Below are 13639 nucleotides of genomic sequence, written 5' to 3' on the forward strand. Positions count from 1 at the left end.
ATCAAATCTCCTAGAGGCGTTACACCGGCGGCGGTGATGCCAACCCCGCCGACCCATTGAGGTTAAGGTGTCGACGCCTACAGGAGTAATAAGGGTTTCCCCGTATTCCGGGCGGGTTTGACGCGGATCAACCCGCGTTCGGGCGAATACCTGCCGCCAGCGCCAGCCGCACCAGGTGGGACAGGCTGCTGGCGCGCATCTTTTCCATCACCCGGGCGCGGTGGATTTCAACGGTGCGCGGGCTGATGGACAGGTCGAAGGCGATAATCTTGTTGGGCTTGCCATCGACCAGCCCCTGCAACACATCCAATTCCCGCGGCGTCAGCGCATCCAGGCAGGCCAGCGCCTCCGGCGACGGCGTCTCCGTCCCGGTGGAAGGGGGAGACGCGTCGGCCACGGCACGGGGCCGGGACAGCGCCGCCTGGAGGGACGTGAGCAGCGTCTCCTCCTCGAACGGCTTTTCGATGAAGTCCAGGGCGCCGGCCTTCATCGCCGCCACCGCCAGGGGGACGTCGCCATGGCCGGTCATGACGATGACCGGAAGGGTGGACCCACCCGCGACCAGCCGTTCCTGGACCTCCAGCCCCGTCAGGCCGGGCATGCGCACGTCCACCACCAGGCAGGCGCAGCGTGCGGGCGCGTCGGAGTCCAGGAACTCCAGGGGTGAGGAAAAGACCGCGACCTGGTAGCCCGACGCCATCAGCAACAGCCGCAGCGAATCCCGCACGGCGGCATCGTCATCCAGCACGGCGATGATCGGCTCAGGCGTCATGGTTTCTCTCGGTCTCAGGCAGCAGGGGTAGCGTGAAACGGAAGGTCGCGCCGCCGTGTTCGTTACGTTCGGGCCATAGCCGCCCGCCATGGGCCTCGACGATGGACCGGCTGATCGACAGCCCAACCCCCATGCCCCGTTCCTTGCCGGAAACGAAGGGCTGGAACAGGCGGGCCATGGCGGCCTCATCCAGCCCATGGCCGGTGTCGGCCACCGCGATCTCCATGAACCCCGCGCCATCCGGCATCGCCGTGATGGACAGGATGCGTTCCGGCCGCCCCTCCATCGCCTCGACCGCGTTGCGGATGAGGTTGAGCAGCACCTGCTGGATCTGGATTTTGTCGATGACGGCGCGCAGGTCCTGCCGCTGCAGGCGCAATTCCATGCGCACACCGCTTTCGCGCGCGCCGACCAGGGCCAGGGCGGCCGCCTCCTCGATCAGGCCATCCAGGCTTTCCGCACGCCGGTCGGTACCGCCCTTGGCGATGAAGTCGCGCAGGCGCCGGATGATCTGCCCGGTCCGCAGGGCCTGCGCCGACGCCTTTTCCATGGCCTCCCGCGCCAGGGGCATGTCGATGGCTTCCGGCCGCTCCAGCAGCCGCAGGGACGCCTTGATGTAGTTGACCACCGCCGTCAGCGGCTGGTTCAGCTCATGCGCCAGGGCCGACGCCAGCTGCCCCATGACGCTGACCCGGCTGACGTGCAGCAGTTCCGCCTGCAGCTGCTGCAGCCGCCGCTCCACCGCCTGGTGTTCCGTCAGGTCGTGGATGAAGCCGGTGAACAGACGCTCGCCCTCCAGGTCCACGGCACCGACCGCCAGTTCCATGGGGAACACGGTTCCGTCGCGGCGCTGGCCGGAGACGATGCGGCCCACGCCGATGATCCGCTTCTCCCCTGTGGCGAGATAGCGGGCGATGTACTGGTCGTGCTGCTCCCGGTAGGGCGAGGGCATGAGCATGCTGACGTTCCGCCCCTGCACCTCGGCCTCGGCATAGCCGAACAGGCGCTGGGCGGCCGGGCTGAACGAGCGGATCAGCCCCTGGCCGTCGATAACGATAAGGGCGTCCGGGATGGTCTCAATGATGGAAGCCAGGCGCGCCTCGCGGTTGCGCAGGGCCTGTTCCGCCGCCCGCCGGTCGCTGATGTCGCGGATGATGCCGATATAGGCGGGGGGCCCGTCCTGCAGCGCCTCGCCCACCGACAGTTCCATGGGGAAGGTGGTGCCGTCCCGGCGCAGGCCTGTGACCTCGCGGCCGATGCCGATGATCCGCTTTTCCCCGGTGGCGCGGTAGCGGGCCAGATACTGGTCGTGCTCTTCCTGGTAGGGGGCGGGCATCAGCATCTTGACGTTACGGCCCACCACCTCCGCCGCCGTCCAGCCGAACAGGCGTTCGCAGGCGGGGTTGAAAGACTGAATCGTGCCCTGGCCATCGATGACGATCACGCCATCGGGCACGGTATCCATCAGCGCGCGGAAATGGGGTGAAAGCATGGGGGTCTCCCGTCCGTTCCACCATATGTCGTGGCACAAACGTTTCCCATACCAAACTAATCAAGCCCTACGTCAGGTTGATCTTTTCCGACTGCCCACCCGAGAAACACGAGGCGCCTGACCGTCCGATGCCCTCACCCCAGCCGCTTGACCGCGCTGACGCCCTTGCCCGCCGCCATCCGCGCCAGGACATCGGCCAGGGGTTCGCGCACCGTGGCCATGTGATGGGCATTGGCGTGCACCAGGTGGGTCTCATCCGCCATGATGCCGACATGGCCGGGGAAGAACACCAGGTCGCCGCGCTGGTAGGTGTGGCCGGCGCCATCGGCCGAAACCACGGTACCCAGGGCCGCCTGCTGCTGGTCGCTGTCGCGCGGGCACGGCAGGCCCGCGGCGTCCAGCGCCAACTGGATCAGGCCGGAGCAGTCGATGCCCACGCTGGTGCGCCCGCCCCACAGATACGGCGTGCCCAGCAGGCGCAGGGCGGTGTCCACCGGGTCGGCCTTCACGGTCCCGATCTCCGCCACATGCACCAGGGGGACCCAGCCACCGCCCGCCACGCCGGCGAAGCCGTTGGCCTCTTCCACCACGCACAGCGGCGCGCCCAGGCTGATCATGTCCAGCGGCGGGGTCTTCAGGTCCGGCTCGGGATGGAAGAAGCTGCGCAGGGCCGTCAGCTTGTGCGTCGGCTCCGCCAGCTCGTCATCCAGGGCCTCCAGCTGCAGGTAGCCGACATAGCCGTCGGTGGCGTTCTGGCCCCAGACCCAGCCGTCCTTCTCCTCGAACACCGTGAAGACCTCGCCGAACAGCAGCTGGCTGGACTGGCGGGCGGTGAAGGTGGGTTCTTCCTTCAGGCTGACGTAGCCGGCGCGCACCTGGCAGGGCACGCCGTCGACATAGCGCTCGGCCGTGACCTTGCCGTAAAGGTGGGCGGAGGCGAGGTCGGAACGATAAGGGTTCACGCGCGGGTCGAGAACCGGCGTGGTCTTGGGCTTGCTGGACATCTCACATCATACCGGTGCGGAAACCGGCTCCGAAGCTGACGGGGGGGCGACGGGGGTCGCGGCGGCCGGCCGGGGTGCCGCGACACGTGACCCGTCCAATGCGCCCTGCACGGCGCCCGCGTCAATCACCATCTGCCCGAACTCATGCAGGAAGACGGAGCCCTTGACCGTGCGCTGGACCAGGACGTTGCGCCGATCCTCCGCGTCACGCTTGCGCTTGGTGAAGCCCAGGCGGCCCAGCCGGTCCAGGGCGCGGGTGATGGCGGGCTTGGACACGTTCAGCGTCGCCGCCAGGCCGCGCACCGTGTGGGGCGGCGGGGTCATGTAGACGGTCAGCAGCAAGGCCAGCTGGCGGGCCGAGAGGTCCGGGCTGGCGGCCCGCACGCTGGCCACCAGCGCGCCGCGCCAGAGTTCCAGGGCTTCGAGATTACGCGACATGATGCCCCCCGCACCCGGAAACGTTCATCCGGCCCGCCCGTTGTTCCGGCCCCGCCGTCATTCCGACAGCGTATCGGCCAGCCGCAACTGTCGGGAGTGTGCCGAAAGTCCCGCCCAGCGGCAAGGGCTTGCCACCCCCGAAGGGGTAGCGGAACGCTACATAATTATTTTTTATCCAAGCCGGTGCCTCCCGGTCGTTTCCCGGGAGGCGTCGGTGATTTCAGTCCTTGGCCGGGTACCGGCGGCTCAACATGGCGAAGGCGGCGCGCAGGCCCATGGCCTCGCCCCCCTCCGGCCGGCCGGGCTTGGCGCTGGCATTCCAGGCCATCAGGTCGATGTGGGCCCAGGGCGTGCCCTTGGTGACGAAGCGCTCCAGGTACAGGGCCGCCGTGATGGCGCCGCCATAGCCGCCGCCGGGCGCGTTGTTCAGGTCGGCGATCTTGCTGTCCAGCTGCTTGGCGTAGCCCTGCCACAGCGGCATGCGCCACAGCGGATCACCCGTTTCCTTGGCGGCGGCCAGGATGTCGTCGGCCAGCTGGTCGTCGTTGGCGAACAGGGCCGGCAGCTCGGTGCCCAGCGCGATGCGGGCGGCACCCGTCAGGGTGGCGAAGTCCAGGATCAGGGCGGGCTTGGCACTGTCGGCTTCCGCCAGGGCGTCGCATAGGATCAGCCGGCCCTCGGCATCCGTGTTGCCGATCTCCACCGTCAGGCCCTTGCGGGTGGTGATGATGTCCATGGGACGGAAGGCGTTGCCGGAGATGGCGTTCTCCACCGCCGGCACCAGCACGCGCAGGCGCACCGGCAGCTTGGCCGCCATGACCAGGCGCGCCAGGCCCAGCACATGGGCGGCACCGCCCATGTCCTTCTTCATCAGCAGCATGCCGCCCGCCGCCTTGATGTCCAGGCCGCCGCTGTCGAAGCACACGCCCTTGCCCACCAGGCAGACCAGCGGGTTGGCGGCGTCGCCCCAGGTGAGGTCGATGAAATGGGGCTTCTTGTCCGCCGCCCGGCCCACGGCATGGACGGTGGGGTAGTTGTGGGTCAGCAGGTCGTCGCCGACGATGACCGAAACCTCGGCGCCGAACTCCGCCCCCAGTTCCTTCGCGGTGGCGGCCAGGTCGGCCGGCCCCATGTCCTCCGCCGGGGTGTTGATCAGGTCGCGCACCAGGTAGACGGCACGGGCCATGCTGTCCACAGCCGCCGCGTCCGCGCCGGCGGGCAGCACCAGGCGAGGCAGATCCTTCGTCGCCTTGCGATAGCGGGTGAAGCGGTAGCTGGCCAGCGCCCAGCCGGTGGCGGCGGCCGTCGCCTGCTGGGGCGTCAGGCTGTCGTCCAGGGCGTAGCTGGCGCCAGCCCCTTTTGCCCCGGCGGGCAGCGTCGTGGGCAGGCCGGCGAAGCTCCACAGATCCAGCGTCTCGCCCACACCCACAAGCACCCGGTCCAATTGGCCGTCAGCCGAGGGCAGCAGCGCGGTGGCGCCAGGCTCGGCCGTGAAGCCGACGCTGCGCACCCAGGCGGCGGTGGCGGCCGGGGCCCTTTCCAGCCAGGCGTCCAGCCCGTCTTTACGCATGGGGATCAGGGTGACGGTGTCGGCGGCCTTCTGGGCCAGGAAGCAGGACAGCACGGGCGGAACCTTTCGGCTTCGGAAAGTCAGGCGCGCAGGGTTCCACATCCGGGTCCCGGTTTCAAACGCGGCGGCGTCACACCGGCGGTGACACCGCTGGCGCGAAGGGGCAACCCCCGCTACCCTCACCCGCCCGTCGCTACCGTTCCCGAGGGACCAGCCCCATGTCCGCCGACCTCACCCTGATCCTGGGCAGCAAGACCTATTCCTCCTGGTCGCTGCGCCCCTATCTGGCGCTGCGCCATGCCGGCCTGGCCTTCGAGGAGGTGGTGATCCCCCTGCGGCAGGCGGACAGCAAGGCGCGCATGCTGGCCCACAGCCCGGCGGGCAAGGTGCCGGCCCTGGTCCACCACACGGGGCCCCACCGCGCCGCCGGCGGCGACATCACGGTGTGGGATAGCCTGGCCATCTGCGAATACGCCGCCGAGCTGGCGCCTGAGGCCCGGCTGTGGCCGCAAGACGCCGCCGCCCGCGCCCATGCGCGCTCCATCAGTGCCGAGATGCACTCCGGCTTCATGGACGTGCGCCGCAACCTGTTCATGGATCTGGGCCGCACCATCGACCGTCCGGAGCGCCTGGCCAAGGCCGCCGGCGACATCACCCGCGTCCAGGCCATCTGGGCCGACTGCCTGGACCGCTATGGCGGCCCTTTCCTGTTCGGCGCCTTCACCATCGCGGATGCCATGTACGCCCCAGTCGTCACCCGCTTCCAGACCTGGAAGGTACCGCTGAGCGAAGCGTCCCAGGCCTATGTCGACGCCATCGAGGCCCTGCCCTCCATGAAGGATTGGCGTGCGGACGCCGCGAAGGAAACCGTCGTCCTGGACATGCTGCTGGATTAAGGGGTCAACCCGACGTGGGTCAGCCCGACGTGGCCAGGGTCACGTCGAAACCCTGCTCCCGGTAATAGCGTGCGGCCCCCGGGTGCAGGGGCACGGCCAGGCCGGTCAGCGCCGCTTCCTTGCGGATGCTGTCGCCCCGGGGGTGGCCCGCCACCAGCAGGCGGTGGGTATTGGGATGCCACAGCGCCTTGACGATGCCGTAAGCCAACTCATCCGGCAGGGCGGTGGTGGCCAGCCATTGGGCGCCCACGCCCAGGGTCTTGGTCTCCGGCACGCCGACATAGGCGCCGTCGCCGCCGATGGTGGTCTCGGTGAACAGGGGCAGGCCGGGGCTGAGACGCGGCAGGCGGGCGTCGATGATGGAGATGAGGCGCACGGGCAGGCGCGCCGCCACGTCGGCCACCGCCGGCAGGGGGTAGCCGCCAATGATGAAGAAGGCGTCCAACTGGCCGGAGGCCAGGCGGTCCCCCGCCGTGCCGGGGTTGAGGTAGAAGGGCTGCACCGTCTTTTCCGACAGGTCGTGCGCCTGCAGGATCAACAGCGCGGTAGGCAGGGTGCCGGAGCCCTTCTCGCCCAGGGCCACACGCCGGCCCTTGAGGTCGTTCACCGTCTTGATGGGACTGTCGCCCCGCACCACCAGGTGCACCGTCTCGCTGTACAGGTTGGCGAGCGCGCGCAGCTCGGTGAAGGGCGGCTTGCCGGCATAGGGGCCCTTGCCCTTATAGGCCAGGAAGCCGATGTCGGCCTGCACCAGCCCCGTCTCATACCGGGCGGTGCGCAGGGCCTCGATATTCTCCACCGCGCCGGAAGTGGTCTGCGCCACGGCGATGACGCCGGGAATGCCGCAGCTGCCGCCCCGGTCACAGCCCGGGCTGCCCGGCGGGTTGCTGATGGCGTTGGCCAGGATGCCGCCGATGGGGAAGTAGGTGCCGCCGGTGGTGCCGGTGCCGATGGTCAGGAAGCGGATGGATTCGGCGTGGCCACCGCGGCCGCCGCCGCCCCAGCCCAGCCCAACCGCCGCCAGGGCGCCCAGTCCCCCCACCAGCAGACGCCGCCGCGAGGGGGCGCCGGAGGGTGGAACAGCCCCCACGCGCCCCACCCCTGGGCCCTCCCCTGATGACGGGACGGGATGCCGGCTGTCGGGGACCTCGGACACGGGAAAACATCCTTTGGCGGATGGCGCGGCGGCACCGGGAAACGGGGCACGCTCGGGTAATTATTATCGCGCCCGAGGCAGGTCCCGCGCAACGTTCGAATGCCGCGACCGCACGCTTCCTTCGGCCACTGTGGCCTTAAAGCGCCACCAGCCGCAGCTCGCGCCGCAGCAGGCGGGCGCGATCCTGGAACACCCGCAACCGTACCTTGAAGTTCTCCGGCGTCGGCTGGTAGTGCATGACGATGGCCAGCCGGTCCAGGCTGCCGTCGGCGCCCTGGAAGGGCAGGCCGATGCGGGGCACGTGGTACATCACGCCCTCATCCGTGCCCACCTGGTCCTGGCCGAAGATGGGCTGGGCGTCGCGCACGATGGCCGCCTGAAAGCCCAGCGCCGCCTCCAGCATGTCGGGCGGATAGAATTCGTCAAAGTACCGGCCCGTGGGGTCGCTGCCGGCGGCCAACGCGGAGAGGGAGCCGCAGAACACCACCCGCACCCGGCCATCGGCGCGGAAGGCCGTGGTCACCGCCAGGTGGGGCAGGAAGCTGTCCGGCACCGCCGCCAGATCTAGCGCCGCCGAGGGCGGCGGCACGGCCCCGCCCCCCAGCCCCCGCCACCACGCGTAGGCATGGGCGATGGGACCGTCGGGCAATTCATCGGCACCGATGAAACCCGCGATATCCGGCAAGGGTTGGCAGGCATTCAGTGGCATAATGGAACGACCATACCGTCCAGCCCCGCTGACCGCCAGCCGCAAGACCATCATGCCTGGTCCACCTTTACGGTTAGAGGAGACAGCCCTTGAAACTTTATGGCGCCGCCCTGTCCCCCTACACCGCCCGCGTCGTGCTGGCCATCCGCGCCAAGGGCCTGGAAATTCCCCTGGTGGAGCCTCCGGGTGGCCAGAAATCGGCCGCCTTCCAGGCCATCAACCCGCTGGGAAAGACCCCGGTGCTGGATGCCGATGGCGCCCACATCCTGGAGTCCGCCGTCATTTGTGAATTTTTGGAGGATGCGTTCCCCAAGCCAGCGCTACTGCCGGCCGATCCGGTGGCGCGGGCAACCCAGCGCACGGTGGCGCGCCTGCTGGACCTGTACGTCCTGCCGCCGCTGCTGTCGCTGATGGCCCAACGGGCGACGCCCCAAAGCGGCGACGCCGCCGGCGGCGCCAACCGGGTGGCGGAGCTGACGCGGGGGCTGGACGCGCTGGAGGTGGTGGTGGATCGGGGGCCCCTGCCGGCCCCCTCGCCGGACACGCTGAGCTTGGCCGATTGCGCGCTGGCCCCCACGCTGATCTTCCTGGCGCGATTCCTGCCCCGTTATACGCCGCAGGACATGCTGGAAAAGCGGCCGGCGCTGGCGGCCCTATGGACCGCCTATGCCGCCCACCCCCTGGTCACCCCCATCGCGCGGGACATGGAGGACGCGCTGGAGGCGTTCCGCCAGCGGCGGGGCTGACGCCCCGACCGCCATTGGAGAGCGTTACTTCGCATTCATGCGCACGGCGCCATCCAGGCGAATGGTCTCGCCGTTCAGCATGACGTTGCGGACGATGGTCAGGGCCAGTTCCGCGTATTCCTCCGGCTTGCCCAGGCGCTTGGGGAAGGGGATGGAGGCCGCCAGGCTGTCCTGCACCTCCTGTGTGAAGCCCGCCACCATGGGGGTCCAGAAGATGCCGGGGGCGATGGTCATGATGCGTACGCCCACGCGGGCCAGTTCGCGGGCGATGGGCAGGGCCATGGCGTGCACGCCGCCCTTGGACGCGCTGTAGGCGGCCTGACCCACCTGGCCGTCGAAGGCGGCGACGGACGCGGTGTTGATGATCACCCCGCGCTCGCCGTCCTCCAGCGGGTCCAGCGTGCTCATGTCGGCAGCCGCCAGGCGCAGGATGTTAAAGCTGCCGATCAGGTTGATCTCGATGACCTTGCGGAAGGCGTCCAGGGCCAGCGGGCCCTCTCGGCCCAGCACGCGGCCAGCGGTGGCGACGCCAGCGCAGTTGACGGCGATGCGGGCCGCGCCATGGGCCTCGCGCGCGGCGGCGATGGCGGCGGCGGCGCTGTCGGCGCTGGTGACGTCGCAGCTGAGCGCCAGGCCGCCGATCTCGGCGGCCACCGCTTCCGCCGCGGCCAGGTTCACGTCCAGCAGGGCGACCTTGGCACCCTCGGCCGCCAGCCGGCGCGCCGTGGCGGCGCCCAGGCCCGAACCACCGCCGGTGATGATGGCGGCAACACCTTGAACCTGCATGCTTCTCTCCCAATGGTTAGGCGGGTGACCAGTCTCTCCCGGCTTTTACCCGCCTTTCTGGCAAGGATGGGCCCCCGCGTCCAGCGGGCATCCGGCACGCCGGCTGTGCGCGGGACCGCATGCGACATGGCCCATGCGTACGCACGGTTGAAGAAACCCCTTGCCATTCCGTACGGCACGGCGCAAAGGCACCGATGGGGAATCAAAGCGCGACGACGGCGATGGGGAAGGTGCCATGCGGGTTTTCAGCATGCGGCGACGCATGGCGGCGGCCTTGGCCGGCCTGGGCTTGCTGGCGGCCACGGCACGGGCGGCCACGCCCGCCCCCTTCCCCGCGGCGCAGACGCCCGAGGTGGTGCGCCTGCTGGACCAGAACTGGCCGCAGTCGGTGCGCCAAGGCTTCTACACCACCAGCCAAGGCTCGCAGCTGATGCCGTATAGCTGGTTCAAGGCGCTGGAGCGGCCGGCCTCGACCGAGCTGTTCTTCGCCGACCGGCTGGCACGCTTCAACTATCTGCCCAACGACGTCTCGGCGCAGAACCCGGAGGGGCTGCCCGTGGGCTTCGCCCTGGACCGGGGCACCGGCCCCACCTATATCGGCATGACCTGCGCCGCCTGCCACACCGGGCAGATCACCTACAAAGGCACGGCCCTGCGCGTGGACGGCGGCCCGGCCGACGCCGACTTCCAGGGCTTCCTGGTGGAGCTGTCGGCCGCCCTGGCCGATACGGTGTCGGACCCGGCCAAGTTCAACCGCTTCGCCACCCGCGTCGGCGGCGACAAGGCCGCGTTGAAGGCCAGCCTGGCCGCCTTCTCCACCGCCTGGGGCGGGTTCTTCAGCGCCGCCCTGGACGGTCAGGCGTGGGGCCCGGCGCGGCTGGACGCCTTCAGCATGATCTTCAATCGGCTGACCGGCCTGGATTTCCGCGTGCCGTCCAACGTGCTGCCGGCCCATGCCCCGGTCAGCTACCCCTTCCTGTGGAACGCCCACCAGCAGGACGCGGTGCAGTGGAACCTATCCGCCCCCAACGGCAACTACATCAAGGCGCTGGCCCGCAACGCGGGTGAGGTGCTGGGCGTGTTCGGGGCGCTGAACGTCTGCGTCGCCGGCAAGGACATCGCGGGGCAAAGCTGCCCGGGCGACCGGCGGCGCTTCGCCTCTAGGCTGTTCCCCCACATCCCCTTCTACGACAGCTCGGTCAGCGTTCCGGGCCTGATGAAGCTGGAATGGGCCATCACCCAGCTGGCGCCGCCCGCCTGGCCGTCCACCGTCTTCGGCGCCATCGACGCCGGCAAGGCGGAACAGGGGCGCCAGCTGTTCAACGAGGTCTGCGCCGATTGCCACCACATGACCCGGGCGGCCCTGAGCCAGGACGTCTGGCCCGTGATGGACCAGCGCCCCACCGACACCGACCCCACCACGTACCGCAACGCCCTGCGCTGGGCGAAGACCGGGCCGCTGCAGGGCACCCGCGCCCTGCTGTTCGGCGACGGCGGATCGGTCAGCGTGGGCGACATGCCGGCCGACGCCCAGGCCGTCAGCGTCCTGACCAACGGCGTCATCGGCAGCGTGGTGGACGGCCTGCTGAACCAGAAGGGCGGCAAACTCAACCATGACGACTACGCCAACCTGGGCCTGACGCCGCTGAGCCTGATCAAGCTGGCCATCGACCAGAAGACCGGCTCGGTCAACGACGTCGAGCAGGCCATGGGCCCGGCCTTCAAGGCCGTGCCGCCCGCTGGCCCGCCGGCGCACAAGACGTCCTGCGTCACCAGTGACGGCGCGGCGGGCGACCAGACGCCACCGGTCTATGAGGCGCGGCCCCTGTTCGGCATCTGGGCCACCGCCCCCTACCTGCACAACGGGTCGGTCCCTACCCTGTGGGGGGTGCTGAAATCCTCGGCCCGGCCCGACGCCTTCGCCGTGGGCAGCAGGGAGTTCGACCCCGTGCAGGTGGGCTACGTCAGTGCGGTGGGCACGCCGGGCACCTGGGTCTTTGATACCCGCCTGCCCGGCAACTGCAACCAGGGCCACGACGATTATCGCCGCGCCGACGGCAGCCAACTGACGGATGACCAGCTGTGGGCAGTCCTGGAGTTCCTGAAGATGCTGACCACCAAGGATCAGCTCTGGACCAGCGTATACTGAGGATAAGGGTGCGCCGTCGGGCCCTATGCCGGGCGGCTTACCCCTGAGGAAAAGCCCCTCCTCCGGCCCCTTTCCGTCCCCCGTCGCCGCCTTAGTTCATCCGCCGTAAGCGGCTGAACCAGAGGCGGGAGGGGCGGTGCCTGACAGTTTCTCCAGTCACGCGCCCTTCGCGGCGGCGCCCGGCCAAGCGATGCGCGGCTGGGTCGAGGCCGCCATCCCCGAAGGCCGGCTGCTGATCGGCCCCACCCTGGCCGTGCCCGCCGGCATGCGCCGCTATGCCATCACCCAGCCCTTCCGCCCCTGGCAGGACAACCGCGTCATCCACGCCCTGAACAACCTGGATGAATTCGGGCGCCAGCGGCTGCGCCTGGTGGTGGACGGCGTGGACCATCGCTGCAGCACCGGGCAGCTGATGGGCCGGGTCATGGCCGACTTCGCCAACGGCAGCCTCAGCGCCTATCTCATCCCCCACGCCACGCCGCCCATATCCCCGCCCACCACGCCTCCGCCCCACTCCGGCGCGTATGGACAGCAGGACGGCGACCCACCGGGCCAGCCGGCGCAATGGTCGATGATCGAACGCGTGGTGGGCATGCTCCGCCGCAGCATCCCCTACCTGCCGCGCGACATGCAGCAGGCGGCGAGAAGCCTGTTCACACTGGAGACGCTGTACTGGCTGGCGGGTTTCCTGGCCGCCTGGGCGGTGGGCCACGCCGCCGGCTATGGCGAGGCCATCGACGTCATCCTGCTGGGCGTGGGCTATGCCATGGTGGGCTGGTCGGTGTTCGGCGGCCTGAACGACCTGGGCCACGGCGTGGCCATGGCCACCACCGCCAAGACCGAGCATGACCTGGACGAGGCCGCGAAACGCACCGCCGCCGGCCTGACCGTGCTGACCATCAACGCCCTGATCGCCCTCATCGCCAAGGTGAAGCCGGCCTCCGGCGGCAAGCGCCCGCCGGTGGTCGAGGAAGAACCGCCACCTCCTCCGCCGCCGCCGCCGCCGGACCCGCCAGTGAAGCCGGTTGAGCCGGCGCCCAAGGCCCCAGTTTACCCTGAAAAGCCCACAGCCTATAGCGTGGCTTATGAAATGAAGCTGGACCCTAGCGACTTTGGCAAAAGCCGCTCAGTGCAGTTCAACCGAGCCAATGCGGCGCTGGACAACGCCCTTAAGAGCGATCCTGAATTCGCGGGGCAGATGGAGGAATTGATCCCCGGCGTGCAAAAGAGCGTCTCTTCCGTAGGTGGTAGGGCGACCCCGAAGGATTGGGTTTGGGAACACGCATCGACATCTACCGCCTCGGGACAACAGGGGGTCATGAGACTGGTGCCTGATTTCCAACACACCCCTGGGTCACCTTGGTGGCGCGTCCTGCATCCTGACCCTGGCGCCTCCGGTGGCTATTCCGAGTGGGCGATTCCCAATGGTGCGCCAAAGAACTAAGGATAGGTCATGGATATCAAACGCCTGAACGTCAACTTTGGTGGCACCCCCTCCCCTGGCTATCAGGGGGGCGACGCCGCTTTCAATGACGTGGCGGCGCTGGTTCATAGCGCGCTGCCCTCCAGCTACATCGATTTTATAAAAGAAGCGGATGGTGGCCATCCGGAAATCGGAAGCTTCGCGCCAGTGGGCGGTGATGCCGGCAATCTGTTCGACATCGACCTGTTCTATTCATTCGGCGATAGCCCGGGGATGAACATCAAAGCCGCTCTCGCTCGTTGGGGCAGTATCCTTGGTCAGAACGCTCTTCCCATTGGGCGGGACGGGGGCGGCAATCAAATTTACATCGATCTGACGAATGGCGGCCAATCGGTCTGGATTTTTCTGCACGACGAAGAAAATCATAGACTTAAGATAGCCAATGATTTTGAAGCCTTTATTGACCTTCTGCAGGAAAATCCGGACTTCATCTAGAGG

Annotated in this window: 13 protein-coding genes; 5 read left to right on the forward strand and 8 right to left on the reverse strand. The window is 68.8% G+C overall.

Annotated features, from left to right (window positions below):
- Positions 1 to 127: 127 nt before the first annotated feature.
- The 5 genes from FBZ87_RS12005 to FBZ87_RS12025 all read right to left on the reverse strand — a co-directional run bounded on the left by FBZ87_RS12005 (position 128) and on the right by FBZ87_RS12025 (position 5330).
- A complete protein-coding gene (locus FBZ87_RS12005; protein ID WP_186454726.1) occupies positions 128 to 772 on the reverse strand; it encodes a response regulator transcription factor in 645 nt (214 codons plus the stop codon).
- Positions 762 to 2264, reverse strand: coding sequence for a PAS domain-containing sensor histidine kinase (locus FBZ87_RS12010; RefSeq protein WP_145610578.1), 1503 nt, complete (start codon positions 2262 to 2264; stop codon positions 762 to 764). The genes FBZ87_RS12005 and FBZ87_RS12010 overlap by 11 nt, the downstream gene beginning before the upstream one ends.
- Positions 2265 to 2398: 134 nt before the next feature.
- Positions 2399 to 3268, reverse strand: a complete 870-nt coding sequence (locus FBZ87_RS12015; protein ID WP_145610579.1) for a C40 family peptidase — start codon at positions 3266 to 3268, stop codon at positions 2399 to 2401.
- Positions 3269 to 3274: 6 nt separating this feature from the next.
- A complete protein-coding gene (locus FBZ87_RS12020) occupies positions 3275 to 3706 on the reverse strand; it encodes a MarR family transcriptional regulator (RefSeq protein WP_145610580.1) in 432 nt (143 codons plus the stop codon).
- Between the two features lie 220 nt (positions 3707 to 3926).
- On the reverse strand, positions 3927 to 5330 hold the full coding sequence (locus FBZ87_RS12025; RefSeq protein ID WP_145610581.1) for a leucyl aminopeptidase family protein: 1404 nt from the start codon (positions 5328 to 5330) through the stop codon (positions 3927 to 3929).
- Between the two features lie 164 nt (positions 5331 to 5494).
- Between FBZ87_RS12025 and FBZ87_RS12030 the strand changes: the two genes are divergently transcribed.
- Entirely contained in the window at positions 5495 to 6172 is a 678-nt protein-coding gene (locus FBZ87_RS12030; RefSeq protein ID WP_145610582.1) for a glutathione S-transferase family protein, read from the forward strand.
- Positions 6173 to 6191: 19 nt separating this feature from the next.
- On the opposite strand, the gene FBZ87_RS12035 is transcribed toward FBZ87_RS12030, so the two are convergent.
- The gene (locus FBZ87_RS12035; RefSeq protein ID WP_246134371.1) at positions 6192 to 7328 is read right to left on the reverse strand and encodes a TAXI family TRAP transporter solute-binding subunit; all 1137 of its coding nucleotides are present in this window, start codon (positions 7326 to 7328) and stop codon (positions 6192 to 6194) included.
- Positions 7329 to 7464: 136 nt separating this feature from the next.
- A complete protein-coding gene (locus FBZ87_RS12040) occupies positions 7465 to 8013 on the reverse strand; it encodes a PAS domain-containing protein (RefSeq protein WP_145610583.1) in 549 nt (182 codons plus the stop codon).
- A gap of 113 nt (positions 8014 to 8126) precedes the next feature.
- Here FBZ87_RS12040 and FBZ87_RS30055 point away from each other — a divergent pair, with 113 nt between their 5' ends.
- Positions 8127 to 8783: a glutathione S-transferase family protein gene (locus FBZ87_RS30055; RefSeq protein ID WP_145610584.1), complete on the forward strand. Its 657-nt coding sequence runs from the start codon at positions 8127 to 8129 to the stop codon at positions 8781 to 8783.
- A gap of 24 nt (positions 8784 to 8807) precedes the next feature.
- Here the strand turns inward: FBZ87_RS30055 and FBZ87_RS12050 are convergent, their stop codons facing one another.
- Positions 8808 to 9569 carry an SDR family NAD(P)-dependent oxidoreductase gene (locus tag FBZ87_RS12050; RefSeq protein WP_145610585.1) on the reverse strand — a complete coding sequence of 254 codons (762 nt, stop codon included), beginning with the start codon at positions 9567 to 9569 and terminating at the stop codon, positions 8808 to 8810.
- Between the two features lie 235 nt (positions 9570 to 9804).
- On the opposite strand from FBZ87_RS12050, the gene FBZ87_RS12055 reads away from it, so the two are divergent.
- The 3 genes from FBZ87_RS12055 (at position 9805) to FBZ87_RS12065 (ending at position 13636) form a co-directional block, all read left to right on the forward strand.
- Positions 9805 to 11718 carry a di-heme-cytochrome C peroxidase gene (locus FBZ87_RS12055; protein ID WP_145610586.1) on the forward strand — a complete coding sequence of 638 codons (1914 nt, stop codon included), beginning with the start codon at positions 9805 to 9807 and terminating at the stop codon, positions 11716 to 11718.
- A 136-nt stretch (positions 11719 to 11854) separates the two neighbouring features.
- Positions 11855 to 13162 carry a hypothetical protein gene (locus FBZ87_RS29165; RefSeq protein WP_186454727.1) on the forward strand — a complete coding sequence of 436 codons (1308 nt, stop codon included), beginning with the start codon at positions 11855 to 11857 and terminating at the stop codon, positions 13160 to 13162.
- Between the two features lie 9 nt (positions 13163 to 13171).
- Complete coding sequence (locus FBZ87_RS12065) at positions 13172 to 13636, forward strand: SMI1/KNR4 family protein (protein WP_145610587.1); 465 nt, start codon at positions 13172 to 13174, stop codon at positions 13634 to 13636.
- The last annotated feature ends 3 nt before the right edge of the window (positions 13637 to 13639 follow it).

The organism is Nitrospirillum amazonense, from assembly GCF_007828035.1.
In the GTDB taxonomy this organism is placed as follows: domain Bacteria; phylum Pseudomonadota; class Alphaproteobacteria; order Azospirillales; family Azospirillaceae; genus Nitrospirillum; species Nitrospirillum amazonense.

What these genes read in the sequence shown, in the direction of transcription:
- FBZ87_RS12015 (WP_145610579.1), bottom strand. Translation starts at nt 3,268, where the DNA reads ATGTCCAGCAAGCCCAAGACCACGCCGGTTCTCGACCCGCGCGTGAAC.
- FBZ87_RS12010 (WP_145610578.1), bottom strand. Translation starts at nt 2,264, where the DNA reads ATGCTTTCACCCCATTTCCGCGCGCTGATGGATACCGTGCCCGATGGC.
- FBZ87_RS12030 (WP_145610582.1), top strand. Translation starts at nt 5,495, where the DNA reads ATGTCCGCCGACCTCACCCTGATCCTGGGCAGCAAGACCTATTCCTCC.
- FBZ87_RS12005 (WP_186454726.1), bottom strand. Translation starts at nt 772, where the DNA reads ATGACGCCTGAGCCGATCATCGCCGTGCTGGATGACGATGCCGCCGTG.
- FBZ87_RS12020 (WP_145610580.1), bottom strand. Translation starts at nt 3,706, where the DNA reads ATGTCGCGTAATCTCGAAGCCCTGGAACTCTGGCGCGGCGCGCTGGTG.
- FBZ87_RS12065 (WP_145610587.1), top strand. Translation starts at nt 13,172, where the DNA reads ATGGATATCAAACGCCTGAACGTCAACTTTGGTGGCACCCCCTCCCCT.
- FBZ87_RS12055 (WP_145610586.1), top strand. Translation starts at nt 9,805, where the DNA reads ATGCGGGTTTTCAGCATGCGGCGACGCATGGCGGCGGCCTTGGCCGGC.
- FBZ87_RS12050 (WP_145610585.1), bottom strand. Translation starts at nt 9,569, where the DNA reads ATGCAGGTTCAAGGTGTTGCCGCCATCATCACCGGCGGTGGTTCGGGC.